Here is a 24,152-nt window from a genome sequence, read left to right as displayed (position 1 = left end):
AAGCGGGAGAGATCGCCGGTGCTCACTGGGCCACTCCGTACAGGGCGAGCAGGTTCCTCATCCGTTCCTCGGCCTGCTTCGGGTCCGGGAACAGGCCCAGTCCGTCGGCGAGTTCGTAGGCGCGGGCGAAGTGCGGGAGGGAACGGGCCGACTGGAGGCCGCCGACCATGGTGAAGTGGCTCTGGTGGCCTGCCAGCCAGGCCAGGAATACCACGCCCGTCTTGTAGAAGCGGGTCGGGGTCCGGAAGAGGTGGCGGGAGAGTTCGACCGTCGGGTCCAGCAGCTCCCGGAACCCGGCCACGTCCCCCGTGTCGAGGACCCGGACGGCCTCGGCGGCCAGCGGGCCCAGCGGGTCGAAGATGCCGAGCAGGGCGTGGCTGAAGCCCTTCTCGTCACCCGCGATCAGCTCGGGGTAGTTGAAGTCGTCGCCGGTGTAGCAGCGCACGCCCTGCGGAAGCCGGCGGCGGATGTCGATCTCCCGCGCGGCGTCCAGCAGCGACACCTTGATGCCGTCCACCTTGTCGGGGTGCGCGGCGATGACCTCCAGGAAGGTGTCCGTGGCCGTGTCCAGGTCGGACGAGCCCCAGTAGCCCTCCAGCGCCGGGTCGAACATCGGGCCGAGCCAGTGCAGGACCACCGGCTCGCCGGCCTGGCGCAGCAGATGGCCGTAGACCTCCAGATAGTCCTCGGGCCCCGAGGCCGCGGCGCACAGCGCCCGGGAGGCCATCAGGATCGCCTGGGCGCCCGACTCCTCCACGACCGCGAGCTGCTCCTCGTAGGCCGCCCGGACCTCTCCGAGGGACCCGGCGGCGATCTGGTCGGTGCCCACACCGCAGGCGATCCGCCCGCCGACCGCCTTCGCCTCGGCGGTGCTGCGGCGGATCAGCTCGGCCGCGCCCGCCCAGTCCAGGCCCATCCCGCGCTGGGCGGTGTCCATGGCCTCGGCGACCCCGAGCCCGTGGGACCACAGATGGCGGCGGAAGGCGAGCGTGGCGTCCCAGTCGACGGCGGCGGGCGCGTCGGGGCTCGTGTCGGCGTACGGGTCGGCGACGACGTGCGCCGCCGAGAAGACCGTACGGGAGGCGAGGGGCGCGCCCGGGGTGAGCGCGAGGGGCTCGGCGCGCGGCTCGTACGCCCGCAGGCCGCCCTTGAAGTCGGGCAGTCGGATCGTCACGGCTGGATCTCCGGTACGTCGATACGGCGGCCCTCGGCCGAGGACTTCAGGCCCAGTTCGGCGAGCTGGACGCCGCGGGCGCCGGCGAGGAGGTCCCAGTGGTAGGGGGCGTCGGCGTAGACGTGCCGCAGGAACAGCTCCCACTGCGCCTTGAAGCCGTTGTCGAACTCCTGGTTGTCCGGGATCTCCTGCCACTGGTCGCGGAAGGAGTAGGTGGCCGGGATGTCGGGGTTCCACACCGGCTTGGGCGTCGTGCTGCGGTGCTGGACACGGCAGTTGCGCAGGCCCGCGACGGCCGAGCCCTCGGTGCCGTCGACCTGGAACTCCACGAGCTCGTCGCGGTTGACGCGCACGGCCCAGGACGAGTTGATCTGCGCGATGGCGCCGCCGTCGAGCTCGAAGATGCCGTAGGCGGCGTCGTCGGCGGTGGCGTCGTAGGGCTTGTCGTTCTCGTCCCAGCGCTGCGGAATGTGGGTGGTGGCGATGGCCTGGACGGACTTCACGCGCCCGAAGAGCTCGTGCAGCACGTACTCCCAGTGCGGGAACATGTCGACGACGATGCCGCCGCCGTCCTCGGCACGGTAGTTCCAGGACGGGCGCTGCGCACTCTGCCAGTCGCCCTCGAAGACCCAGTAGCCGAACTCTCCGCGCACGGACAGGATCCGGCCGAAGAAGCCGCCGTCGATGAGGCGCTTGAGCTTGAGCAGGCCGGGGAGGAAGAGCTTGTCCTGGACGACGCCGTGCTTGATGCCGGCCGCGTCTGCCAGGCGGGCCAGCTCCAGCGCGCCCTCCAGGCCGGTGGCCGTGGGCTTCTCGGTGTAGATGTGCTTGCCGGCGGCGATCGCCTTCCTGATCGCCTCCTCGCGGGCGGAGGTGACCTGGGCGTCGAAGTAGATCTCGACGGAGGGGTCGGCGAGGACCGCGTCGACGTCCGTCGAGATGTTCGCCCCGTCCAGGCCGTGCTGCTCGGCGAGCGCCTTCAGGGCGTACTCGCGGCGGCCGACCAGGACCGGCTCCGGCCACAGCAGGGTGCCGTCGCCCAGGTCGAGGCCGCCCTGCTCGCGGATGGCCAGGATGGAGCGGACCAGGTGCTGGCGGTAGCCCATGCGCCCGGTCACGCCGTTCATGGCGATACGCACCGTCTTGCGTGTCACGTCGTTCCCTTCCAGTCGTCGTGCGCAACGTTCGTGCGCGCCTCGTACGCGGTTGTGCGCGCCGCGTACGCCTTTCCCTGCCAAGCGTCACAGCAAGCGCTTTCTATCTGATGAGAAGCTAGCCTCTGAGCAGCGGTGTAGACAAGACCGTGACGGGGTTGAGTTGTTCGAGGGGACGAACAACCGGGGTTCTTGGCCTTAAGGTCTGCTCGACATACACGGAACCGTGGTCGCGGATGGCCTGTCTACGAGGGGGCAGGCCTGTCCGTGAACACGTGGTGACCACACACGTACGACAGGTGGTACGACGAGATGCGCGACCGGAGGACGACGAGATGACGGTGACCCTTGCGGACGTGGCGGCCCGCGCCCAGGTCTCGCCCGCGACGGTGTCGCGCGTGCTGAACGGGAACTATCCCGTGGCGGCCTCCACCCGCGAGCGGGTGCTGCGCGCGGTGGACGAGCTGGACTACGTGCTGAACGGTCCCGCGAGCGCGCTCGCCGCCGCCACCTCCGACCTGGTCGGCATCCTGGTCAACGACATCGCCGACCCCTTCTTCGGGATCATGGCGAGCGCGATCCAGTCGGAGATCGGGGGCCCGGGCGGCCGGGCGGGCGGCGAGCGGCTGGCGGTCGTCTGCAACACCGGGGGTTCGCCGGAGCGCGAACTGACGTATCTGACCCTGCTCCAGCGCCAGCGGGCGGCGGCGGTGGTCCTGACCGGCGGCGCCATGGAGAACGCCCCGCACGCGGCTGCGGTCGCGGCGAAGCTGCGCAAGCTGGCGGAGGCGGGGACGAGGGTGGTGCTGTGCGGGCGGCCGCCGGCGCCGGACACCGGTGCGATCGCGCTGACCTTCGACAACCGCGGCGGCGGGCGCGAGCTGACCGAGCACCTGATCGGCCTGGGCCACCGGCGGCTGGGCTACATCGCGGGCCCGGAGGAGCGCACCACGACCCGGCACCGCCTTGAGGGCCACCGGGCCGCGCTGGAGGCACACGGCATCGAGGAGGACGCCGGCTGGACCGTCCACGGCCGCTACGACCGCCAGTCCGGCTACGAGGCGACGCTGGAACTGCTGCGCCGGGACCCGTCCCTGACGGCGGTGGTCGCGGCCAACGACTCGGTCGCCCTGGGCGCGTGCGCGGCCCTGCGGGACTCCGGTCTGCGCATCCCCGAGGACGTCTCGGTGGCGGGCTTCGACGACCTGCCGTTCAGCATCGACGCGGTGCCTTCGCTGACGACGGTGCGGCTGCCGCTGTCGGAGGCGGGTGCGCGGGCCGGCCGGATCGCGATGGCCCGGGAGGAACCGCCGCCCGGGGGGATCGCGACGATTCGGGGCGAGCTGATGGTCCGGGGGTCTTCCGGGGGGCCTCGGCCGTAAGGGGTGTTGGGGGCTGCCGGTGCGGGGGTGGCTTGCGCAGGGGGTGTCCGGGTCGGTCGGTGGGCGTCCGGGTCCGGGGGCGTCCAGGGGTCGGGGGCACCGCGGTGTCGTTGCGTCTAGGGCTGGGGCTGGGCCGCATCTGGGGCTGAGGCTGCTGCATCTGGGGCTGGGCTACATCTGGGGCTGGGGCTGGGGCTGCGCCTCCGTCGGTGACGGGCCTTCGGCCGGTCAGTGCACGACAGACACGATCCGGCAGGCGGCTTCGGCGAGTTGGCGGTCGCCTTCGATCTCGGCGCGGGTGAGGGCGTCTGCGGGTTCGATGCCGCGTACGCACAGACGCCAGGCGGTCTCCGCGTCGAGTCGGACGAGGGCGGCGGGATGACCGTCGGCCGGACCGGCCAACGACCAGTTGCCGCCGTCCGGGGCGGTCCCGGTCGAGGTTCCACTCGCGGTCGCGGTCCACGTTCCGCCCGCGGTCGCCGTCCACGTTCCGCCCGCGGGCCCGGTGACATGGATCCGCACCTGCGTGCCGGCGGGTGCGGCGATGTCGCGCAGGGTGGCGATCAGGGAGGCGTGCTCGGGGACGAAGAGCGGGCGGGCGTCGATCGGCGGACCGAGCCAGGAGTGAGCGGCCGGCGGTGCGTCGAGCTGAGGATCCATGAACTCGAGCCTGACGCAGGGAAGTCGGGTTCGGCCACCGCATATCGCCCGCGCACGACCGACCGGACGTACGCACGAGCCCGCCACGGTTTCGGGCCCGCGCCGACCACAGTTTCGAGCCCAACCCCCTCCCGAATCCCGCGTTCCGCGTCTATCTCTCGACCCACCGATGATTTCCGGGCACCGCCCCGGTCTTCCCTGCCGTAACCACCTCGGCGGCACACCGCACGCCCGATATCCAGGAGTGAACCCCATGCGCATCTCGATCACCGAGTTCATCAGCCTCGACGGCGTCGTCCAGGCCCCCGGCGGCCCCGAGGAGGACACCGACGGCGGGTTCGCGCACGGCGGCTGGTCGCACCCCTACTTCGACGCCGAGGTCCTCGGCGGTGCCTTCGACGCCGGGATGCGGAACGCCGACGCGCTGCTCTTCGGGCGTCGTACCTGGCAGACCATGGCGGGGGCGTGGCCGGAGCGGGCCGGGGACCCCTTCGCCGACCGGATGAACTCGATCAAGAAGTACGTCGTCTCCAGCACCCTCACCGACGCCGATCTGACCTGGAACAACACCACCCTGATCCCCGGCGCCGACGCGGTCGCCCGGGTGCGGGAGCTGCGCGCGGCCGAGGGCGGCGACCTGGCGATGATGGGCAGCCCCACCCTCGTGCGCACCCTCATCCAGGAGGGCCTGGTCGACGAGCTCCAGCTCATCGTGATGCCGGTGCTGCTCGGCGGCGGAAAGTCGATCTTCCCGGCCGACGGCGGCAGGCGCCCACTGGAACTCGTCTCGACGACCACCGCGAAGACCGGCGCTCAGGTGTGCGTGTTCCGGCCGGCCGCGGAGGGCTGACGGCCCCGGGACAGCCGACGGGAGGAATCGGCGAAAGGGTGGCCGTCCGGGCGCGGACGTCCTAGGCTCGAACCCAGAACCTCTGACTGAGTCAAACATCCGGCGATACGCAAGCGCATCGCCGCAGAGTCCACCGGGGTCGACGATCATGAGCGTCCACGACATCCGCGCCTTCAACCGCTTCTACACGAACGTCATCGGTGCCCTCGACTACAGCCGCCACCTGTACGCGCCGTACACCCTCACCGAGTCCCGCGTCCTGTACGAGCTCGCGCACTCCCCGCGTACCGACGCGGCCGATCTGCGCACCGAGCTCTCGCTGGACGCGGGATATCTGAGCCGGATCCTGAACAAGTTCGAGCAGGACGGGCTCATCGAGCGCACCGCCTCGCAGCAGGATCCGAGGCGCCGGCGCGTCACGCTCACCGCGCGCGGCCGGGAGACCGGCAAGCTGCTGGAGGAGCGGGCGAGCGAATCGGTCGGCTCACTGCTGTCGACCGTGCCGGCCGCCGAACGGCCCCGCCTCGCCGAGGCGATGACGACCGTCCGCACGATCCTGTCCGAGGGCCGCCCTCCCCGCCGCGAGGACGTCCTGCTGCGCGAGCCGGGCCCCGGCGACCTCGGCTGGATCGTGCAGCGCAACGCCGCGCTGTACGCGGCGGAGTACGGCTGGAACGCCGACTACGAGGGGCTGGTGGCGAGGATCGTCGCCGACTTCGCCGAGGACCACGACCCGCACCTGGAGCGGGTGTGGATCGCCGAGCTGGACGGCCGTCCGGTGGGCTGCGTGATGTGCGTCCGCGACGAGGCCCCCGCCACGGCCCGGCTGCGCCTGCTGCTGGTCGAGCCCGACGCCCGCGGCCTCGGCATCGGCGACCGCCTCGTCACGGCCGTCGTCGACTTCGCCCGCGGCGTCGGCTACCGCGACCTGGTGCTGTGGACCAACGACGTCCTGTCGTCGGCCCGCCGCATCTACCAACGCCACGGCTTCGTCCTGGCCGCCGAAAAACCCCACCGCTCCTTCGGCAAGGACCTGACGGGCCAGGACTGGCGCCTGGACCTGCACGGCACGACGGAGTGAGGCCCGGGGGATCCGGGCATCCCGCTTCCGAACGCCCGGCCGGATGGGCGTCCCTCCGTTTCCCTGGCAAGGTGGAGGCATGAAACTGGCGTTCTCCACCCTCGGCGTCCCCGGTCTCCCTCTCCCCGACGTGCTGCGGCTTGCGAGTGTGCACGGGTATCACGGGGTCGAGTTGCGTGCGCATCCGGAGGAGCCGGTGCATCCGGGGCTCGGGCCCGGGGAACGGGCCGATGTGGCGGCCGAGTTCAAGGCCGCCGGGATCGAGCTGGTGGGGCTCGCCGGGTACGCCCGGGTCGCCGCGCCGGGTGACGACGGGCCGGTGATCGAGGAGGTCCGCAGGCTCGTCGACCTCGCCCACGACCTCGGCACGCCCTTCGTCCGCGTCTTCCCCGGCGCCGATCCCGAGCAGAGCCGGGAGTCGGCGGACGCGATCGCCGCGCGGCGGCTGGGCACGGCTGCGGAGTACGCCGCCGACATGGGCGTACGGATCCTGCTGGAGACCCACGACTCGCACAGCGCCGCCGGCGACTCGATCCGGGTGCTCGGCCTGGTCGGCCACCGGCACGTCGGCTCGCTCTGGGACGTCATGCACACCTGGCTGGCCGGCGAGCAGCCCTCGGAGAGCTACGCGGCCCTGTCGCCGTATCTCGGCTACGTCCAGGTCAAGGACATCGCCTCCGCCGAGGACACGACCCCGCTGCCGCTCGGTGCCGGCGTGCTGCCGCTCGCCGAGTGCGTGGAGGTCCTCTCCCGGCACGCCTGGGACGGCTGGCTGTGCTGGGAGTACGAGAAGCGCTGGTACGAGGACGTGCCCCCGCTGCCCGAGCTGCTCGGCGCGGGGCGGGAGCACCTTTCGCGGCTGTTGAACGAGTCGGCCTAGCGGCCGGCAGGGGTCGTCCGCTGGTCGCGGTGGCGGTGGGCGTGGCCGAACGCGGTCACCGCCAGGGCGATCAGCACGATCACGCCCGCCGTCTCGACGTACAGGGTCGGGCGGACCAGCTCCGCGTCGATCGACTCGCCGAATCCGAACAGGGTCGCGTTGAGGCTCAGGAACAGCGCGCCCAGCGTGCCGGCCGTGAACAGCGCGGTGCCCACCGCGACGAAGCCGAGCAGGCGCACGGGCGTGACCAGCAGGGCCAGCGCGAGCAGGATGCCGACGATGCCGTTGAGCAGGAAGAGCGGCCCGATGGTGGCGAGGTCCCGGTAGCCCTCGGCCCACAGGCGCAGATGGATCGCGGCCATCGTCGCCGTCAGCCCGGCCCCGGCCAGCCGCAGGACGAGCCGGACGGCGGCGCCCTCAGTAGCCATTGCCCGGAGAGGTGTTGTTGTCGGTCGACGGCGCCGGGGCTCCGCCGACGGTGATCTCCGTCTTCATGCCGAGGTCCTTGTGCCCGTCGACCGGGCAGTAGAGCTCGTACGAGCCGGACTTCAGGTTCACTGTGAGGGTCGTGGACTGCCCCGGCTCCACGTTCTTGCTGCGGTTCTCGCCGCCGGGGCCCTCGACCTCCAGGCCGTGCGTGTGCCCGCCCATGTTCTTCACGGTGAAGGTGTACTCGCCGGGCTGGAACTTCTGTGTCGAGAGGTTGATGTGGAAGTCGGTCATCTCCGCCGTGACCTGGGTACCGGGCCCGGTACCGGCGCTGTTGTCGTTGCTGCTGTCGCCACTGCTGCTGCCGTTGCCGCCGCCTCCGCAGGCGGCGAGCACGGCGGTCAGGCCACCGGCGGCCACGCCGAGGAGCACGCGGTTTCGGATGTGCGGGATGGTCATGAGTCGGTCCTCCGGAACGTCCCCCCGCAAGGGGTACGGCTCTCCGGGACCGAGGGATTGCGGTCCCGCGGGATCCCGCGGGCGGAGAATGGACCCACGACACATCGGCGCATCAGCACATCGGCTATCGCCATCGGCCATCGGCACATCGCGTATGGCAATCCCTTCCGGGCGACGGAACGTATCCCTGATATGTGGCGCAAGGGCCTTTCCCTCGGGCGGGTCCCCGACGAGGCACTGCTCTCCGGCCTGACGACGGGCGATCCCGAGCTCGCCGTCGCCTTCGTGCGCCGTTTCCAGCGCACGGTCTTCGGCGTGGCCGTCGCCGTCCTGGGCGACGTGCAGCTCGCCGAGGACGTCGCCCAGCAGACCTTCGAGCGGGCCTGGCGGCACGCGCAGGTGTACGACCCCCGGCGCGGTTCGGTGCGGGCCTGGCTGACGACCATCGCTCACAACCTGGCGATCGACGCCGTACGGGCCCGGCGGGCCAGCCCCATCGCCCCGGAGGACCTGGACGGGCTGCTCGGCATCGTCACCGAGACACCGGAGCGGCGGGCGCTCGCCGACGACAGCGCGGAGCGGGTGCGGCGGGCCGTCGCGGAGCTGCCCCGGGAGCAGGCGCGGGCCCTGGTGATGGCAGGGATCTACGGGATGACGGCGCGGGAGGTCGCGGAGTCCGAGGGCGTTCCGCTGGGCACGGCGAAGACCCGGATCCGGACCGGGACGCTCAAGGTACGGGCCCTGATCGAGGCGGCGGAGAAGCGGTGAGCGGCATGGAGTGCGAGCGGCTGCGGGAGCTGGACGCCGAGCTGGCGCTCGGGGTCCTGCCCGCCCGCGAGCGAGCCGAGGCGGTCGCGCATCTGGACCGCTGTCCGGACTGCCGGGAGCACATCGAGCGGCTGACGACGGTCGGCGACGGCCTTCTCGCCCTGCTGCCGGGCGCGGAGCCGCCGGTCGGGTTCGAGAGCCGGGTCGTACGGGCACTGGGCGCGGCACCCGCGCGAAAGCCCCGCAGGCACCGGCTCCGGCTGGCGGCGGCCGCCGTGGCGACGGCTCTGGCCTGCGGCTTCGGCGGCTGGGCGGTCGGCACGGCGGTCGAGGCCGCGCCACCGCCGCCGGCCCAGCGGACCCACGACGGCCTGCGCGAGGCGTCCCTGGTGTCCGAAGGCCGCGAGGTCGGCCGTATCTACGCGCACTCCGGCGACGAGGGCTGGGTGTACATGTCCGTCGACCTCGACGGGGCCGGCCGGGGCCCGGTGCGCTGTGTGCTCGTCCACGCCGACGGGTCGACGGCCTCGGCGGGTTCCTTCCCGCTCAAGGACGGCTACGGCTACTGGGCGACGCCCACCGGAACCGACCCGGCGAGCCTGACCGGCGCCCGCCTGGTGGCCGCCGACGGAAGCGTCCTGGCCACGGCGGCCTTCCCGACGGCCTAGGCCGTCTCCAGGCGTGCGCGCAGCGCCCCGAACTCCTCGTGGAAGCCGGGGAAGGTCTTCCGTACGCAGCCGGGGTCGTCGAAGGAGATGCCGGGCACCCGCAGCCCGGTGACCGCGAAGGACATCACGATGCGGTGGTCGCCGTAGGTCTTGATGTCGGTGCCGCCGGCGAGGGGGGCGCCGGGGCGGATCTCGATCCAGTCCGGGCCCGTCGCCACGTCCGCCCCCAGCCGGCGCAGGTTCTCCGCGCAGGCCTCCAGGCGGTCGCACTCCTTGACCCGGGTGTTCGCCACGTCCTCGATGCGCACCGGGCCGGACGCGAACGGCGCGATGGCCGCGAGGGTCGGCATGGTGTCGGAGATGTCGCGCATGTTGACGGTGAGGCCGCGCAGTTCGCCGGTGCCGCGGACGGTCGTGGCGTCCCGGCCGACCGTCACCCGTGCGCCCATCCGCCGCAGCACCTCGACGAAGCCCAGGTCGCCCTGGAGCGCCCCCTCGCCCAGGCCCGGCACCGTGACCTCGCCGCCCGTGACGGCGGCCGCCGCGAAGAAGTAGCTCGCGGTCGAGGCGTCCGGCTCCACCGAGTAGGTCGTGGCGCGGTAGCCGCCGGGCGGGACGACGAAGGTGTCGCCGTCGCGGCGCACCTCCACGCCGAAGGCCCGCATCATCGCGATCGTGATCTCGACGTACGGCACCGAGACCAGGTCGGTGACGGTGATCCTGAGGCCCTCGCGGGTCAGCGGGCCGAGCAGCAGCAGCGCCGTCAGGTACTGCGACGACTGCCCCGCGTCCAGCGTCACCTCGCCGCCCTCGACGCCGGCCGCCCGCACGGTCAGCGGGTGGTGGCCCTCCTGCTCCTCGTGCCGCAGGTCCACGCCGAGGTCGCGCAGGGCGCGGGTCAGCGGGAGCAGCGGGCGGCGGCGCATCTGCGGCGAGGCGTCGAAGCGGTAGGTGCCGTGGCCGGCGGCGGCCAGCGTGGGCAGGAAGCGGGCCGTGGTCGCGCCGTCACGGCAGTAGACGTCGGCCTCGGCGGCCGCGGGGCCCTGCGGGCGGCCGTCGACCTGCCAGGTGTCCGGGGTCCGCCCGACCCGGTAGCCGAGCCGGGTCAGCCCCTCGGCGAAGCCCTCGGTGTCGTCCGAGCGCAGCGGCCGCTGCAGGGTGGTGACCCCGTCGGCCGCGGCCGCGAGGAACAGGGCGCGGGCGGTGATGGACTTGGAGCCGGGAACGGCGACTTCGGGCATGCGCACATGATCGCCCGGCCGGCTGGGCGCGTGCCCGGACGTCCACGGGATGGACCCGTGCCGGTCGCCGGCCGTCGCCCTTTCGTCTACTCATCCGTCACGCCCGCCTCCCGCTCACCGACTTCGCCGATTCCGCCCGTCGCGGGGAACCCAGCCCCATGCCCGCTCGTCCAACACGCAAGCTGCCGGAGAGTCACCGTGGTGCGGTGTCGGCCCTCGCTGCTGGCTGCGATCGCTGACCAACCCTCTCCGCCGTGCCGCGGCCGGCAGCACGCCGTCATCGGCGCGCCCCCCTCCAACTGCGCCGATGGCGGCCCCTTTCCGGTCGCCGTCCGCCTTCCGGTACGGCCGATTCCCTTGACTGGCAGAAACTTCCCGGTTATTGGTGACTCCTGGAAGTTTCCTTCAGCGCACCACCTCCGGAAGGAGCGCACGTGCCCGACACCAGCACGGGAAGCAGGGGAAGCACAGGAAGCACCGCACCACCGTCCAGACGTACGGTCCTCGCGGCCGGCGCGGGCGTCACCACCGCGCTGGCCCTGGGCGGGACCGCCCACGCCGCCGCCCCCGACGACCGGAAACTGCGCGCCCTCATCGCCCGGATGACCCTGCCGGAGAAGGTCGGCCAGCTCTTCGTCATGCGGGTCTACGGCCACTCCGCGACCGCCCCCGACCAGGCCGACATCGACGCCAACCTGAAGGAGATCGGCGTCCGCACGGCCGCCGAGCTGGTCGCCAAGTACCGCGTGGGCGGCATCATCTACTTCACCTGGGCGCACAACACCCGCGACCCGCATCAGATGGCCGACCTGTCGAACGGCATCCAGCGCGCGTCCCTCACCCAGCCCCGCGGGCTGCCCGTGCTCATCTCCACCGACCAGGAGCACGGCATCGTCTGCCGGGTAGGCGAGCCCGCCACCCTGCTCCCGGGCGCGATGGCCATCGGCGCGGGCGGCTCGCGCACCGACGCCCGCACCCTCGGCCGGATCGCCGGCCAGGAGCTCAGGGCGCTCGGCATCCGGCAGAACTACTCCCCCGTGGCCGACGTGAACGTCAACCCGGCGAACCCGGTGATCGGCGTGCGCTCCTTCGGCGCCGACCCGGCCGCGGTGGCCGGCATGGTCGCCGCCGAGGTGGCCGGATACCAGCGCGGCCGGCAGGTCGCCTCGACCGCCAAGCACTTCCCCGGGCACGGCGACACCGCCGTCGACAGCCACTACGGCTTCCCCGTCATCACCCACACCCGGGAGCAGTGGGAGACCCTGGACGCACCGCCCTTCCGGGCCGCCGTCCGCGCCGGCATCGACTCGATCATGACCGCGCACATCATGGTCCCGGCCCTCGACGACTCCGGCGACCCGGCCACGCTCTCCCGCCCGATCCTCACCGGCATCCTGCGCGAGGAACTGGGCTACGACGGGCTGGTGGTGACGGACTCGCTGGGCATGGAGGGCGTACGGACGAAGTACGGCGACGACCGCGTCCCCGTCCTCGCGCTCAAGGCGGGCGTGGACCAGCTCCTGAATCCGCCGTCCCTCGACATCGCCTGGAACGCGGTCCTGAAGGCCGTGCGGGACGGCGAGCTGACCGAGGCACGGCTGGACGAGTCGATCCTGCGGGTGCTGCGACTGAAGGCGAAGCTGCGGCTGTTCGACGCGCCGTGCGTCAGCCAGGACGGCGTCGACCGGAACGTCGGGACCCCGGCCCACCTCGCGGTCGCCGACCGTATCGCCGAGCGCACGACGACCCTGCTGGTCAACGAGGGGTCGCTGCTGCCGCTGTCCCGTCGCACTCACCCGAGGGTCCTGGTGGTGGGCGCCGACCCGGCCTCCCCGTCCGGGACGACGGGTCCCCCGACCGGCGTGCTCGCCACCGCCCTCACCGAGCTGGGCTTCACGGCGACGGCCCTGTCGACCGGTACGGCACCGTCCGCGGCGACCGTCGCGCGGGCCGTCGCGGCGGCGGGCGAGGCGGACGCGGTGGTGGTGGGGACGTACAACGTCACGGCGGCCAGTGCGCAGAAGGTGCTGGTCGAGCAGCTCCTCGCGACGGGTCGGCCGGTGGTGGCGGTGGCGATCCGCAACCCCTACGACGTGGCGCAGCTGCCCGCCGTCCGGGCCGTCCTGGCGTCCTACTCCTGGACCGACGTCGAACTGCGGGCGGCGGCCCGGGTGATCGCCGGGCGGGTGGCACCGCGCGGCCGGCTGCCGGTGCCGGTGCAGCGGGCGGACGACCCGGCCGAGGTCCTCTATCCGGTCGGCCACGGACTCTCGTACAAGCACCGCTGACGACCCGTAGCACTTTGGACGTAGAACGCGTACGCCGCACAATCGCCACTCTCACCCCTAATCTACGCAAAGGACCCCAACCGCCTGGCGTGCGCCCGCTTCGACGGGCCACGCTGGACGGGGGTAGCCGGGGGGAGTGCGATGGGTGGGAGACGTGGTGCCGGGGTGGCGTGTGCACTGCTCGTGCTGCTCGTCGGGCTGCTGACGGGATGTCAGAACCAGTCACGGGCGGCCGGGGAGGACGGGCTGCTCGCCGGGAGCGGGAGCGCCACCGCGAGCGCGAGCGGGCGGCAGGTGTCGCCGACGCGCCCTGCCGGGTACGGCGCGCTGTTCCTCGGCGTCGACGAGTGCAGTTCCTTCGGCACGACGAGCTTCACCGAGGTGTCCTGCACCGGTGAACGGGCGGCGGCGCGGGTCGTCGCCCGGCACGACGGCACGGTGGGCGACGGCCCGCTGTGCCCCGCGACCACGGACTTCGTGCTGCACATCAGCGAACAGAGCCGCACCTCCGACGAGGACGGCGACGGCGCGATCCCCCAGGGCTACGCCTGTATGCGCAACCTCGCCGCGCCCCACCCCGGCGACCCCGGCGGCGGAGGCGGCCCCCGCACGATCGTCGGCGACTGCGTCTACGACTCCGGCGACGGCCAGGTCCGCGAGACGTCCTGCGACGGCAGGGCGGAGCAGAAGCCGGAGTACGAGGTGACGAAGGCCGCCGACCGGCGGACCGACTGTCCGCTGTCGACGGCCCTCTACGTCCAGCTGGGCGGCGAGAAACCGGTGGGCTGCGCACGGCCGGTGTGAGGGCGCGGAGCCCCCGGTCACCGGCCGGCGCACATCACGGCCGCATCGCGAGCTCCCGTTCCGGTTCCCGGACGTCGAGCCTCGCGTCGAACCTCGCCAACGGCTTCGGCTCGCCCGAGGTGGACGCGACGCCCGCCCAGTCCAGGATGCGGGCCGTGGCCAGGGTGCGCTCCCGCTCCACCAGGCCCGCGACGAGGGCGCCGTGGTTGGCTCCCGGCGCGGCGAAGACGTACGAGTCGCGGGCGCCCTTGCCGACGCGGAAGCGTTCCGCGCCCCACGGGTCGTTCTGGCCGTAGACGAAGAGCATCTGCCGGGCGTTGTGCCGGACCCAGTTGTCCACGTCGCGCATGGCCCGCGGCTGGAACTTCGTCGGGATCTCGCGCGGCACGAAGTCGCGGGGCGGGAGGTAGCCGTAGCGGATCAGCTTGCGCTCGATGTGAGGGAACCCGATCATCGGGGCGCCGAGCTGGGTGGCCGCCTGGTAGTAGTACGGCGTGTACGGCTCCAGGCCCTGGTCCGTGTAGAAGTCGAAGCCGCCGCTCGCGTCGACGGCGTCCCAGATCGCCTGGTCGGTGGCGTGCGCCGCGTCCGCCGGGACGGTCTCGCAGTCCTTGAGCAGGCTGTACTGCCAGAAGCCCCAGACGTAGTCCAGGACGACCGCCTCGTACGCCTTGTCCAGGCTGCCGATCGTGCGGAAGGTGTAACCGTGCTCGGCCGCGTGGGCGGCGAAGCGTTCCTTCATCGGCTCCCGGCGCACCAGCGCCTCCCGCTGCACCGCGTTCACCCGGTCCCGGCACTCCTTGGTGCCGACGCGGGCGAAGAAGCGGTCGTAGGCGGAGTCCTCGTTGTCCACCACGTCGTTGGGGGCCACGTAGGCGACGACGCCGTCCATGTCGCGGGGGTAGAAGCGCTCGTAGTAGGTCGCGGTCATGCCGCCCTTGGAGACGCCGGTGGAGAGCCACTTGCGGTCGTAGACCGGTTCCAGCGCCTTGAAGATGCGGTGCTGGTCGGAGGCCGCCTGCCAGATGTCCAGCTTGGTCCAGTCGGCCGGTTCGGGCCGGGACGGCGTGAAGTAGCGGTACTCCATGGAGATCTGGTTGCCGTCGACGATCTGCGTCGGCTCGCGGCGGCTGGGCCGCGTGGAGACCTCGTAGCCGCTGGTGTAGAAGACGGTCGGGCGGGAGACGTCCCTGTGCAGCACGGTCAGGCGCTGCTGGAATGTGCCCGCGGACGGGTTCCGGTGGTCGACCGGCTGGGTGTACGACAGCACGAAGAAGCGGTAGCCGGGGTACGGCTTCTCCTCTATGAGGCTCATGCCCGGTATGGACAGCAGCCGTGCCTCGATGTCCGGCTCGGCGGCGGTGGCCGCCCTTGCCGTGGCCGTGCCGAGCGCGCCGGTCAGCAGCGCGAGCGTCAGCAGCCATCTGAGGGTCTTGCGGACCATTCACCCTCCCCTGGGAAGCGGATGTGCGCCGCAAGCTAGCGAGCAACTACCAACCGCACCAGGGGAGATGAGGAATTCGCCACGGGGATGGCCGAACGGCGGCGAGGGGCACCGCTCAGCAGAGGATCCAGCCCTTGCTGACCGAGCCCCGTCCCACCCGGCCCTTCACCCACACACAGCGCTGCCCGGCGTACACGGTGACGGGGCCTGCCCGGCGGGAGCGCCGGCCCTCGTCGGCGACCGGGTGCGCCCGGTACGCCTGGACGCTGGCCTTCATCCACTGCGAGCGGCCGGGGTCCTTGGGCAGGGTGATGACGCAGACGTGACCGCCGCGCTTGTAGACGTAGAGGGTGCCGGTGGAGAACGGGTACGTCTTCACCTTGCGTCCCTCGCAGCGCGTCGGCGCGGCGGCGTGCGCCTGCGCCGGGACCGCCACCGCGAGCACGCCGGACGCCGTCAGCAACGCCAGGCCGACCGCCAGTCGTCGGCGTATCGCACCTTTGTCCACCGTCTTGTCCTCCCCGTACACCGGCAATGAGCGTACTGATGTACGGACGCACGGCGTATGCCGGATGGTTGCACGACCGTCACGGCGACACGGGGCGGGACCTCACCGGGCCGCCCCGACCGGTTCCTCCGGCTCGGCCTCGCCGAGGAAGGTCCGCCACAGCTCGGCGTACTGCCCGCCGAGCGCCAGCAGCTCCTCATGCGTACCGTCCTCGGCGACACGGCCGTGATCCATGAGGATCACCCGGTCCGCGCGGGCGGCCGTCGTCAGCCGGTGGGCCACCACCAGGGTCGTACGGCGGCCCGCGAGACGGTCGGTGGCCTGGTTGACCTGAGCCTCCGTGGCCAGGTCCAGCGCGGCCGTCGCCTCGTCGAGGAGCAGGACGTCCGGGTCGACCAGCTCGGCGCGGGCCAGCGCGATCAGCTGGCGCTGGCCGGCGGAGAGGTTGCGGCCGCGCTCGGCGACCTCGTGGAGGTAGCCGCCCTCCAGCGTCGCGATCATCTCGTGGGCGCCGACCGCCCGGGCCGCGGCCTCGACCTCGGCGTCCGTGGCGTCGGGGCGGCCGTAGGCGATGGCGTCGCGGACGGTGCCCTGGAAGAGGTACGCCTCCTGCGGCACGACCCCGAGCCGGTGCCGGTACGACGTGATGTCCAGGGCCCGCAGGTCCTGGCCGTCGACGGTGACCCGGCCGCCGGTCGGGTCGTAGAACCGTGCCACCAGCTTGACCAGGGTCGACTTGCCCGCGCCGGTCTCGCCGACGAACGCGACGGTCTGCCCGGCGGGGATGCGGACGTCGATCCCGCCGAGCGCCTCCTCCTCGTCGCCGTAGCTGAAGTGCACGTCCTCGAAGGCGATCTCGCCGCGCAGCGACAGCACCTCCAGCGGCTCGGCGGCGGCCTTCGTCGAGGTCGGTTCGCGGAGCAGTTCCTGGATGCGGCCGAGCGAGACCGTGGCCTGCTGGTAGCCGTCGAAGACCTGGGAGAGCTGCTGGACCGGGGCGAAGAACAGGTCGATGTAGAGCAGGTACGCCACCAGCGCGCCGGTCGTCAGCGTGGCCGCGTCGATCCGGGTGCCGCCCACGATCAGCACCGACGCCGCGGCCGCCGACGACAGGAACTGCACGAAGGGGAAGTAGATCGAGATCAGCCACTGGCCCCGGATACGCGCCTGGCGGTAGCTGTCGCTGCGCTCGGCGAACCGTGCGCCGCCGTCCTGCTCACGCCGGAAGGCCTGCACGATCCGCAGCCCGGACACCGACTCCTGAAGGTCGGCGTTGACCACCGACACCCGCTCACGGGCGAGTTCGTACGCCTTCACGCTCGCCCGGCGGAAGTAGTACGTGGCGACGATCAGCGGCGGCAGCGTCGCGAAGACGACCAGCGCGAGCTCGATGTCGATGACCAGCAGGGCGACCATGATGCCGCAGAAGGTGACGACCGAGACGAACGCGGTGACCAGGCCGGTCTGGAGGAACGTCGACAGCGCGTCGACGTCCGTGGTCATCCGGGTCATGATCCGGCCGGTCAGCTCGCGCTCGTAGTAGTCGAGGCCGAGCCGCTGGAGCTGGGCGAAGATCTTCAGCCGCAGCGAGTACAGCACGCGTTCGCCGGTGCGCCCGGTCATCCGGGTCTCGGCGATCTGCGCCGCCCACTGGACGATCACCGCGACCAGGCCGAGCAGGGCCGCCGCCCAGACCGCGCCGAGCGCCGCCGCCGTGACACCGTCGTCGATGCCGTGCCGGATCAGCACGGGCAGCAGCAGCCCCATGCCGGCGTCCATGGCGACCAGGCCGAGGCTGATCAGCAGCGGCGGCCCGAATCCGCGCAGCAGCCGCTTGAGCCCGTAGCTCTCCTCCGGGCGCACCGCGCGCGCCTCGTCGATGTCGGGGACGTCGATGGCCGGGGGCAGCGCCTCGACCTGGGCGAGGAGCTCGGGAGTCGCCGGGGACTCCGCGAGCGCCAGGTCCTTGGGCTCCCGGTCCCCGGTCCACAGCCGCGGCGTCACCCCGCGTTCGGCGTCGAACTCCGCGTCCAGTTCGTCGCGTACGGAGGTGTCCTCGCGCGGGCAGGCCGGCTGGGCGTGGCCTGGTGAGACGCCGCCGAGTTCGTCGGGGTCGGTGAGCAGGCGCCGGTACAGGGCGGAGCGTTCCTGGAGCTCGTCGTGGGTGCCGATGTCGGCGAGACGGCCGGCGTCCAGGACCGCGATGCGGTCGGCGAGGCCCAGGGTGGAGCGGCGGTGGGCGATGAGCAGGGTCGTGCGGCCCTCCATCACGTGCCCCAGCGCCTCGTGGATCTCGTGCTCGACGCGGGCGTCCACCGCCGAGGTCGCGTCGTCGAGGACGAGCAGCCGCGGGTCGGTGAGGATCGCGCGGGCGAGCGCGACGCGCTGGCGCTGACCGCCGGAGAGGGTGAGGCCGTGCTCGCCGACCTTGGTGTCGTAGCCCTCGGGCAGCTCGGCGATGAAACGGTCCGCCTGGGCGGCGCGCGCGGCGGCGGTGATCTCCTCGTCGGTGGCGTCGGGGCGGCCGTAGGCGATGTTGTTGCGGACGGTGTCCGAGAAGAGGAAGGAGTCCTCCGGCACCAGTCCGATCGCGGCCCGCAGCGAGTCCGTGGTCAGCTCGCGCACGTCGTGGCCGCCGATCAGGACGGCGCCGCGCGTGACGTCGTAGAAGCGCGGGAGGAGGAGGGAGACGGTGGACTTGCCGGAGCCGGAGGAGCCGACGACGGCGAGGGTCTCGCCGGGCCGGATCTCGAAGCTCAGCCCGTCGAGGACGGGGCGCTCGTCGGCGTAGCCGAAGGCCACGTCGTCGAACTCGACGGTCGCGGGCGCGTCGGCGGGCAGGGTCTTGGTGCCGTTCTTGATCGACGGCTCGGTGTCGATCAGCTCGAGGACCCGCTCGGTGCCGGCGCGGGCCTGCTGGGCGACCGTGAGCACCATCGCGAGCATCCGGACCGGGCCGACCAGCTGGGCGAGGTAGGTGGAGAAGGCGACGAACGTGCCGAGGGTGATGTGCCCGCGCACCGCCAGCCAGCCGCCGAGCGCGAGCATCGCGACCTGGCCGAGGGCCGGGACGGCCTGGAGCGCCGGGGTGTACCTGGAATTGAACCGGATGGTGCGCAGCCGGCCCGCGAACAGCCGCCGGCCGACCTCGCGCAGCTTGCCGGTCTCCTGGTCCTCCTGCCCGAAGCCCTTCACCACGCGGACGCCGCTGACGGCCCCGTCGACCACGCCCGCGACGGCGGCGGCCTGGGCCTGGGCGTACCAGGTGGAGGGGTGCAGCCTGGCCCGGCTGCGCCGCGCGATCCACCACACGGCGGGGGCCACGGCGAGCGCGACCAGTGTCAGGGGCAGCGACAGCCAGGCCATGACGACCAGGGAGATCAGGAACAGGGCGAAGTTCCCGATGGTCATCGGGAGCATGAAGAGCAGGCCCTGGATCAGCTGGAGGTCGCTGGTGGCCCTGCCGACGACCTGCCCGGTGGACAGCTCGTCCTGGCGCCGGCCGTCGAGCCGGGTGATCGTCCCGAACATGTCGGTCCGCAGGTCGTGCTGGACGTCGAGGGCGAGACGGCCGCCGTAGTAGCGACGGATGTAGGTGAGGACGTAGACGATGAGCGCGGCGCCCACCAGCAGGCCCGCCCAGACGGCCATGCCGCGGCTCTTGTCGCCGATCACGTCGTCGATGATCACCTTGGTGATCAGCGGCACGATCGCCATGACCGCCATACCGGCGAGGGACGAGCCGAGTGCGAGGACCACGTCCTTGGGGTGACGCCAGGCGTAACCCCACAGCCGTCGTGCCCATCCCCGTTGCGCTGCCACGCGGTGCCCTCCGTCCGTCCTGATCTACCGGAAGGCACCAACGCCGACGAGCTCCGATTTCATCCCGCCGCAACAAACACGGCGGGTGCCGTGCTCAGATCCGTACGCGCAGCCGGTAGAAGCGGGTCGTCTGAGCGGCGTTCTGGTTGTCGTCGCTGACCAGCAGTACCTTCAGGCGGCCCTTCGAGTACCCCGTGATCGCCATGCCCTCGATGTTGTCGAGGAGCGGGTTCGGCTGGGGCTGCTTGGCGGTCGCTCCCAGTGACGGGCAGTTCACGATGTCGGCGAGGAGGGTCTTCCTGATCAGGCGTACGCCGTCCTGGCCGGTGAGGTTCTCGACACCGCTCGTGTCCGTCGCGCGACGCGGGTCGGCGAGGTAGAGGCGGACGGTGTTGCCGACGCCGGCGGTGAAGCCGCGCTCCAGGACGAGGAGGCGGCCGTCGGGGGTGGCCTGGACCTCGGGGACGCCGAGTCCGGTGTCGGTGCGGTAGGCGTACTGCCGGCCGACCTCGAAGCGGTCGCCCTTGGTCCGGTTCCAGGTCTGGAGGCGGACGATGCCCGCGCTGTCGCCGGCGAGCGCGTACTCCATCGAGGCGAGCAGGGTGCGGCCGCCGGGGAGCAGGGTCAGGCCCTCGAAGGTGCCGTTGGAGACGGCGCGGCCGGCCGGGGCGACCCGCAGCGCGTCCGGGACGGGGAGCCGGTCGAGGATCCTGCCGTCGCGGGAGTAGCGGCGCACGGACGGCTCTGTCTCGCCGGCGACGAGCCGGGTGCCGTCCCGGTCCACGACGAGGCCCTCGGAGTCGAGGGCGGCGCCGCTCTCGTCGGCGAGCGGGACGACGCTCTCCGGCGCGAGGGTCCTGGCGTCCAGGCCGAAGAGGGCGGAGCGGTCGGAGACGGCGGCGAGCGAGCCGTCCCGGTCCACGGCGAGCGCGGAGAAGTTGCCGACGAAGGTGCCCTCGTAGGCCGTCTTGTCGAGCGCGTCGGAGAAGCGGTCGATGGAGACGGCGGGCGAACAGGCGTGGCCGGCCGAGGAGTCGGGGCGGGCGTTCGCCGGGCCGGCGGCGGTCAGACAAGTGGCCGCCGCCAGGCCCGCTGTGACGGTCGCGAGTACGGTTCTCAGGCGCATGGAGGTCACCGTAGGGCGGGTCGGTGACGCAGGGGAGACCGGCTCATGAAGCGTCGTATCCGGCTCCCTGGGGCCGTCAGCTCGCGGCGAGGTCCTTGTGGATGGCCTTGGCCACGCCCTGGATCGTCGCGATGCCGTAGTTCATGGTGCTGTTGTCGTGGGTCAGCACCGTGATCATGTAGTCGTGGCCGCCGCCCTTGAACGCGCCGACGCTGTGCACCCGCCAGCCGTGCGTCGAGCGGGACAGCCAGCCGTTCTTCACGGCCACGGAGACACCGGACGGCACGCCGTACGGGGTGCCCCAGCGCTGCGAGGAGACGACCTGGCCCATCAGCTTCAGGATGTAGGCGCGGGCGTTGTCGCTGAGCACCGTGTTCTTGGCGGTGATGAGCTTCAGCAGCTTCTGCTCGTCGGTGACGGTGATCTGCGTCAGACCCCAGTAGCCGTCCGCGCCGGGCTTGGTCTGGGTCATGCCGGCCGCCGCCAGGAAGCCCTTGACCTTCGTCAGGCCGAGCTGCTTCCAGAGCGTGCTGGTCGCGGCGTTGTCCGACTTGGTGATCATGTCCTTGCTGAGCTTTGCCTCGCGGTCCGTGAGGTAGCGGTTGTGCTTCTTCGCGTCCCACAGCAGCGTGGCCAGCACGGTGACCTTGACGACGCTGGCCGAGTCGTAGGCGCTGGAGGCCCGCAGGCTGCAGTTGGTGTTCGTCGAACGGTCGTACAGACCCACGGCGATCGTGCCCTTGCGGCCCGCGAGGGCCGCCGTGATGTCCTTCTTCAGCTTGTCGGCGAGGCCCGCCTTGGCGGACGTACAGCTGACGGTGGGTGCCGCGGCGGCTGCGGGGCCCGCGGCGATGACCGGTATGAACACACCGGCACCCACGCCCGCCGCGACGACTGCTCGCACACGTCTGGAAACGCCCCTTGACTTCTCTCTCCCGTGAGTCATGCCCTCAAGACTCGTGAGACCCGGGGAATGGTTGTACGCGAACGGCACCTGATACACCGTCAGGATATTGCCACGGGATCCGTGCGGCTCCGGGGATCGGCGGCGGCGCGTACCCCCGCTCCCGCCGAGGTGATTTCACAGCCGGGCACCAGGTACGGCACAGCCCGCACCCACCCCCGCCACACACGATGCGCTGGTGACATCAGCCACCGATCCCCTCCCCCACCCGACCGTGACCGCCGACGCGCCCCCGCCGGCCCCGCACCGGGCGCCCCCGGACCGGGCACCGCGCTGGTCGCTGCCCGCCCTGATCGCGATCCTGATCCTGGCGGCGGTGCTGTACTCCTGGAACCTGTCGGGCTCCGGCCTCAACAGCTTCTACAGCGCGGCCGTCCTGAGCGGCACACAGAGCTGGAAGGCGTGGTTCTTCGGCTCGCTGGACGCGGGCAACTTCCTCACCGTCGACAAGCCGCCGTTCGCCCTGATGGTGATGGGGCTGTCCTGCCGTGTGTTCGGCTACGGCACCTGGCAGATGATGCTCCCGATGATCCTGCTCGCGCTGGCGACGATCTGGATCGTGCACGCCTCGGTGAAGCGGGTGTGGGGGCACGGCGCGGCGACGGTGGCCGCGCTGGTCCTGGCCCTGACGCCGATCACGGTCGCCATCAACCGCGACAACAACCCCGACACCCTGCTGGTCTTCCTGATGGCCGGCGGCGCCGCCCTCGCCCTGCGCGCCGTGCGCAACGGCAGGCTGCTGCCCCTGGTCGGCTCCGCGGTCTGCTTCGGCCTCGCCTTCAACACGAAGATGCTCCAGGGCTACATCGCGCTGCCCGCCGTCTTCGCGGTCTACCTGTACGCCGCGAAGCCGGGGCTGGTGAAGCGGATCTTCAACCTGCTGATCGCGGGCGTCGCCCTGGCCGTCGCCGGCTTCTGGTGGGCGGCGGCGGTCTCGCTGGTGCCCGCCGACGACCGCCCCTACATCGGCGGTTCGACGGACGGCACGGCCTGGGACCTGATCATGGGCTACAACGGCCTCGGCCGGATCCTCGGCGGCGAGGGCAACGGCGGGGGCGGCGGTGGCGGAGGCGGAGGCGGCGGCTTCTCCGGTACGGCCGGCATCGGCCGCCTCTTCAACGACATCCTCGGCGGCCAGATCTCCTGGCTGCTCCCCTTCGCCGCGATCGCCTGCGCCGGCGGCCTCCTTCTGCGCGGCCGCGCCCCGCGCACCGACCCGACCCGCGCCGCGCTGCTGCTGTGGGGCGGCTGGACGGCCCTGCACTACCTGACCTTCGCCATGGCCGAGGGCACGATGCACCCCTACTACACGACCGCGCTCGCCCCGGGCATCGCGGCGCTGTGCGGTGGCGGCGGCGTGATGCTGCTGCGGGCGTTCCGCACCGACAGGCGGTGGGCGTGGGTGCTGCCGGCGGGTCTGGCGGTCACGGCCGGCTGGGCGGTCGTGCTGCTGCGCCGGGCCTCCGGCTGGAACACCTGGCTGTGGCCCGCCGTCGCCGTCATCATGGCGCTGGCGATCGTGGGTCTGCTCGTCTTCCGGTCCGCGACGGGCCTACGGGTACGGCTGCTCGCGGCATCCGTGACGGCGGCTGTCGTCGCTGCGGTGGCGGGCCCGGCGGCGTACGCCTGGTCGGTGCCGTCCGGCTCGGGCGGCGGCATGGGCGGCACGAACCCGACGGCCGGCCCTTCGACGGGGAGCGGCTTCGGCGGCGGTCCCGGTGGTGGCGGCGCTCCGGGTGGCGGTGGCGCTCCCGGTGGCGGTGGCGGCCGGGGCGACTTCGGCGGCGGGCAGTTGCCGGGCGGCACACAGCAGGGCGGCCAGATGCCGGGCGGCGGGAACGGTCAGACTCCCGACGGTGCCGGCGAGATGGGCGGCGCCCCGCCGAACGGCAGCGGCACCGGCGGTACCGCCCCGGGCGGAGCGGACACCGGCAGCGGCACCCGGCCCGGCGGCGCGGGCGGCGGCTTCGGTGGCGGCGGCATGGGCGGCGGCGCGAGCAGCGAGCTGATCGCCTACCTCAAGAAGCACCAGGACGGCGCCGAGTGGCTCCTCGCGGTGTCGAGTTCGCAGAGCGCCGCACAGCTGATCCTGAGCAGCGGTGAGCCCGTGATCTCCATGTGGGGCTGGTCGGGCAGCGACAACGCGATGACCCTGGCCAGGCTCAAGGAGCTGGTGAAGAAGGGCGAGCTGCACTACGTCCAGGTCGGGGGCGCCGGCATGGGAGGCGGCCCCGGCGGTGGCGGCGACGTCAGCACCGAGGTGACGGAGTGGGTGCAGAAGAACGGGACGGCGGTGAAGGAGAGCGAGTACGGCGCCACCGCCCAGTCCTCATCGTCCTCTCCATCCTCTTCGTCCTCCTCCGAGAGCAACCAGTCCACCGTCTACCGCCTCGACCCGTCGGACGTCGGCTAGCGACACCCGGCACCGCACCGCACCACGGCCCCCGGCT

19 protein-coding genes and 1 pseudogene are annotated in these 24,152 nt (G+C 72.2%); 9 read left to right on the top strand and 11 right to left on the bottom strand.

What is annotated here, in order from left to right; genetic code table 11:
* Positions 1 to 22 precede the first annotated feature (22 nt).
* Complete coding sequence (locus tag CP983_RS27615; protein ID WP_150502460.1) at positions 23 to 1,174, bottom strand: dihydrodipicolinate synthase family protein; 1,152 nt, start codon at positions 1,172 to 1,174, stop codon at positions 23 to 25.
* Positions 1,171 to 2,328 carry a Gfo/Idh/MocA family protein gene (locus CP983_RS27610; protein ID WP_030960235.1) on the bottom strand — a complete coding sequence of 386 codons (1,158 nt, stop codon included), beginning with the start codon at positions 2,326 to 2,328 and terminating at the stop codon, positions 1,171 to 1,173. The genes CP983_RS27615 and CP983_RS27610 overlap by 4 nt, the downstream gene beginning before the upstream one ends.
* Positions 2,329 to 2,663: 335 nt before the next feature.
* Here CP983_RS27610 and CP983_RS27605 point away from each other — a divergent pair, with 335 nt between their 5' ends.
* Complete coding sequence (locus CP983_RS27605; protein ID WP_150502458.1) at positions 2,664 to 3,710, top strand: LacI family DNA-binding transcriptional regulator; 1,047 nt, start codon at positions 2,664 to 2,666, stop codon at positions 3,708 to 3,710.
* 228 nt (positions 3,711 to 3,938) lie between these two features.
* On the opposite strand, the pseudogene CP983_RS27600 reads toward CP983_RS27605, so the two are convergent.
* A pseudogene (locus tag CP983_RS27600) lies at positions 3,939 to 4,268 on the bottom strand (maleylpyruvate isomerase family mycothiol-dependent enzyme); the annotation flags it as partial.
* 355 nt (positions 4,269 to 4,623) lie between these two features.
* Between CP983_RS27600 and CP983_RS27595 the strand changes: the two are divergent.
* The 3 genes from CP983_RS27595 (at position 4,624) to CP983_RS27585 (ending at position 7,181) form a co-directional block, all read left to right on the top strand.
* Positions 4,624 to 5,220, top strand: coding sequence for a dihydrofolate reductase family protein (locus CP983_RS27595; RefSeq protein WP_125529072.1), 597 nt, complete (start codon positions 4,624 to 4,626; stop codon positions 5,218 to 5,220).
* Positions 5,221 to 5,368: 148 nt separating this feature from the next.
* The gene (locus CP983_RS27590) at positions 5,369 to 6,301 is read left to right on the top strand and encodes a bifunctional helix-turn-helix transcriptional regulator/GNAT family N-acetyltransferase (RefSeq protein WP_107905533.1); all 933 of its coding nucleotides are present in this window, start codon (positions 5,369 to 5,371) and stop codon (positions 6,299 to 6,301) included.
* 79 nt (positions 6,302 to 6,380) lie between these two features.
* Complete coding sequence (locus tag CP983_RS27585; RefSeq protein ID WP_150502456.1) at positions 6,381 to 7,181, top strand: sugar phosphate isomerase/epimerase family protein; 801 nt, start codon at positions 6,381 to 6,383, stop codon at positions 7,179 to 7,181.
* Here CP983_RS27585 and CP983_RS27580 read toward each other — a convergent pair.
* Together CP983_RS27580 and CP983_RS27575 are read right to left on the bottom strand one after the other, a co-directional pair.
* Entirely contained in the window at positions 7,178 to 7,609 is a 432-nt protein-coding gene (locus tag CP983_RS27580) for a hypothetical protein (RefSeq protein ID WP_150502454.1), read from the bottom strand. The two genes, CP983_RS27585 and CP983_RS27580, sit on opposite strands and share 4 nt — an antisense overlap.
* Positions 7,599 to 8,069, bottom strand: a complete 471-nt coding sequence (locus tag CP983_RS27575; protein ID WP_125529075.1) for a cupredoxin domain-containing protein — start codon at positions 8,067 to 8,069, stop codon at positions 7,599 to 7,601. Before CP983_RS27575 ends, CP983_RS27580 begins: the two co-directional genes overlap by 11 nt.
* Positions 8,070 to 8,261: 192 nt before the next feature.
* Here CP983_RS27575 and CP983_RS27570 point away from each other — a divergent pair, with 192 nt between their 5' ends.
* Together CP983_RS27570 and CP983_RS27565 are read left to right on the top strand one after the other, a co-directional pair.
* The gene (locus tag CP983_RS27570; protein ID WP_150502452.1) at positions 8,262 to 8,837 is read left to right on the top strand and encodes an RNA polymerase sigma factor; all 576 of its coding nucleotides are present in this window, start codon (positions 8,262 to 8,264) and stop codon (positions 8,835 to 8,837) included.
* Between the two features lie 5 nt (positions 8,838 to 8,842).
* The gene (locus CP983_RS27565; RefSeq protein ID WP_150506910.1) at positions 8,843 to 9,505 is read left to right on the top strand and encodes a hypothetical protein; all 663 of its coding nucleotides are present in this window, start codon (positions 8,843 to 8,845) and stop codon (positions 9,503 to 9,505) included.
* Here CP983_RS27565 and aroA read toward each other — a convergent pair.
* Positions 9,502 to 10,746 carry a 3-phosphoshikimate 1-carboxyvinyltransferase gene (gene aroA / locus CP983_RS27560; protein ID WP_150502450.1) on the bottom strand — a complete coding sequence of 415 codons (1,245 nt, stop codon included), beginning with the start codon at positions 10,744 to 10,746 and terminating at the stop codon, positions 9,502 to 9,504. The genes CP983_RS27565 and aroA overlap by 4 nt on opposite strands.
* 434 nt (positions 10,747 to 11,180) lie before the next feature.
* On the opposite strand from aroA, the gene CP983_RS27555 reads away from it, so the two are divergent.
* Both CP983_RS27555 and CP983_RS27550 read left to right on the top strand, forming a co-directional pair.
* Positions 11,181 to 13,034: a glycoside hydrolase family 3 protein gene (locus CP983_RS27555; protein WP_150502448.1), complete on the top strand. Its 1,854-nt coding sequence runs from the start codon at positions 11,181 to 11,183 to the stop codon at positions 13,032 to 13,034.
* 141 nt (positions 13,035 to 13,175) lie between these two features.
* Complete coding sequence (locus CP983_RS27550; protein ID WP_150502447.1) at positions 13,176 to 13,838, top strand: hypothetical protein; 663 nt, start codon at positions 13,176 to 13,178, stop codon at positions 13,836 to 13,838.
* Between the two features lie 34 nt (positions 13,839 to 13,872).
* Here the strand turns inward: CP983_RS27550 and CP983_RS27545 are convergent, their stop codons facing one another.
* The 5 genes from CP983_RS27545 to CP983_RS27525 all read right to left on the bottom strand — a co-directional run bounded on the left by CP983_RS27545 (position 13,873) and on the right by CP983_RS27525 (position 21,684).
* The gene (locus CP983_RS27545) at positions 13,873 to 15,282 is read right to left on the bottom strand and encodes an alpha/beta hydrolase family protein (RefSeq protein WP_150502445.1); all 1,410 of its coding nucleotides are present in this window, start codon (positions 15,280 to 15,282) and stop codon (positions 13,873 to 13,875) included.
* Between the two features lie 115 nt (positions 15,283 to 15,397).
* On the bottom strand, positions 15,398 to 15,790 hold the full coding sequence (locus CP983_RS27540) for a hypothetical protein (RefSeq protein ID WP_030967590.1): 393 nt from the start codon (positions 15,788 to 15,790) through the stop codon (positions 15,398 to 15,400).
* Positions 15,791 to 15,892: 102 nt separating this feature from the next.
* Positions 15,893 to 19,612, bottom strand: coding sequence for an ABC transporter ATP-binding protein (locus CP983_RS27535; protein ID WP_150502443.1), 3,720 nt, complete (start codon positions 19,610 to 19,612; stop codon positions 15,893 to 15,895).
* A gap of 94 nt (positions 19,613 to 19,706) precedes the next feature.
* Positions 19,707 to 20,738 carry an esterase-like activity of phytase family protein gene (locus tag CP983_RS27530; protein WP_150502441.1) on the bottom strand — a complete coding sequence of 344 codons (1,032 nt, stop codon included), beginning with the start codon at positions 20,736 to 20,738 and terminating at the stop codon, positions 19,707 to 19,709.
* Positions 20,739 to 20,814: 76 nt separating this feature from the next.
* Complete coding sequence (locus tag CP983_RS27525) at positions 20,815 to 21,684, bottom strand: serine hydrolase (RefSeq protein WP_107905542.1); 870 nt, start codon at positions 21,682 to 21,684, stop codon at positions 20,815 to 20,817.
* Positions 21,685 to 21,880: 196 nt separating this feature from the next.
* Here CP983_RS27525 and CP983_RS27520 point away from each other — a divergent pair, with 196 nt between their 5' ends.
* Positions 21,881 to 24,115 carry an ArnT family glycosyltransferase gene (locus tag CP983_RS27520; RefSeq protein ID WP_150502439.1) on the top strand — a complete coding sequence of 745 codons (2,235 nt, stop codon included), beginning with the start codon at positions 21,881 to 21,883 and terminating at the stop codon, positions 24,113 to 24,115.
* Positions 24,116 to 24,152: the final 37 nt, after the last annotated feature.

It is taken from the genome of Streptomyces chartreusis, from assembly GCF_008704715.1.
GTDB lineage: Bacteria > Actinomycetota > Actinomycetes > Streptomycetales > Streptomycetaceae > Streptomyces > Streptomyces chartreusis.
Note: the sequence above shows the minus strand (reverse complement) of the source record. Positions and strands in the feature narration are given on the sequence as shown.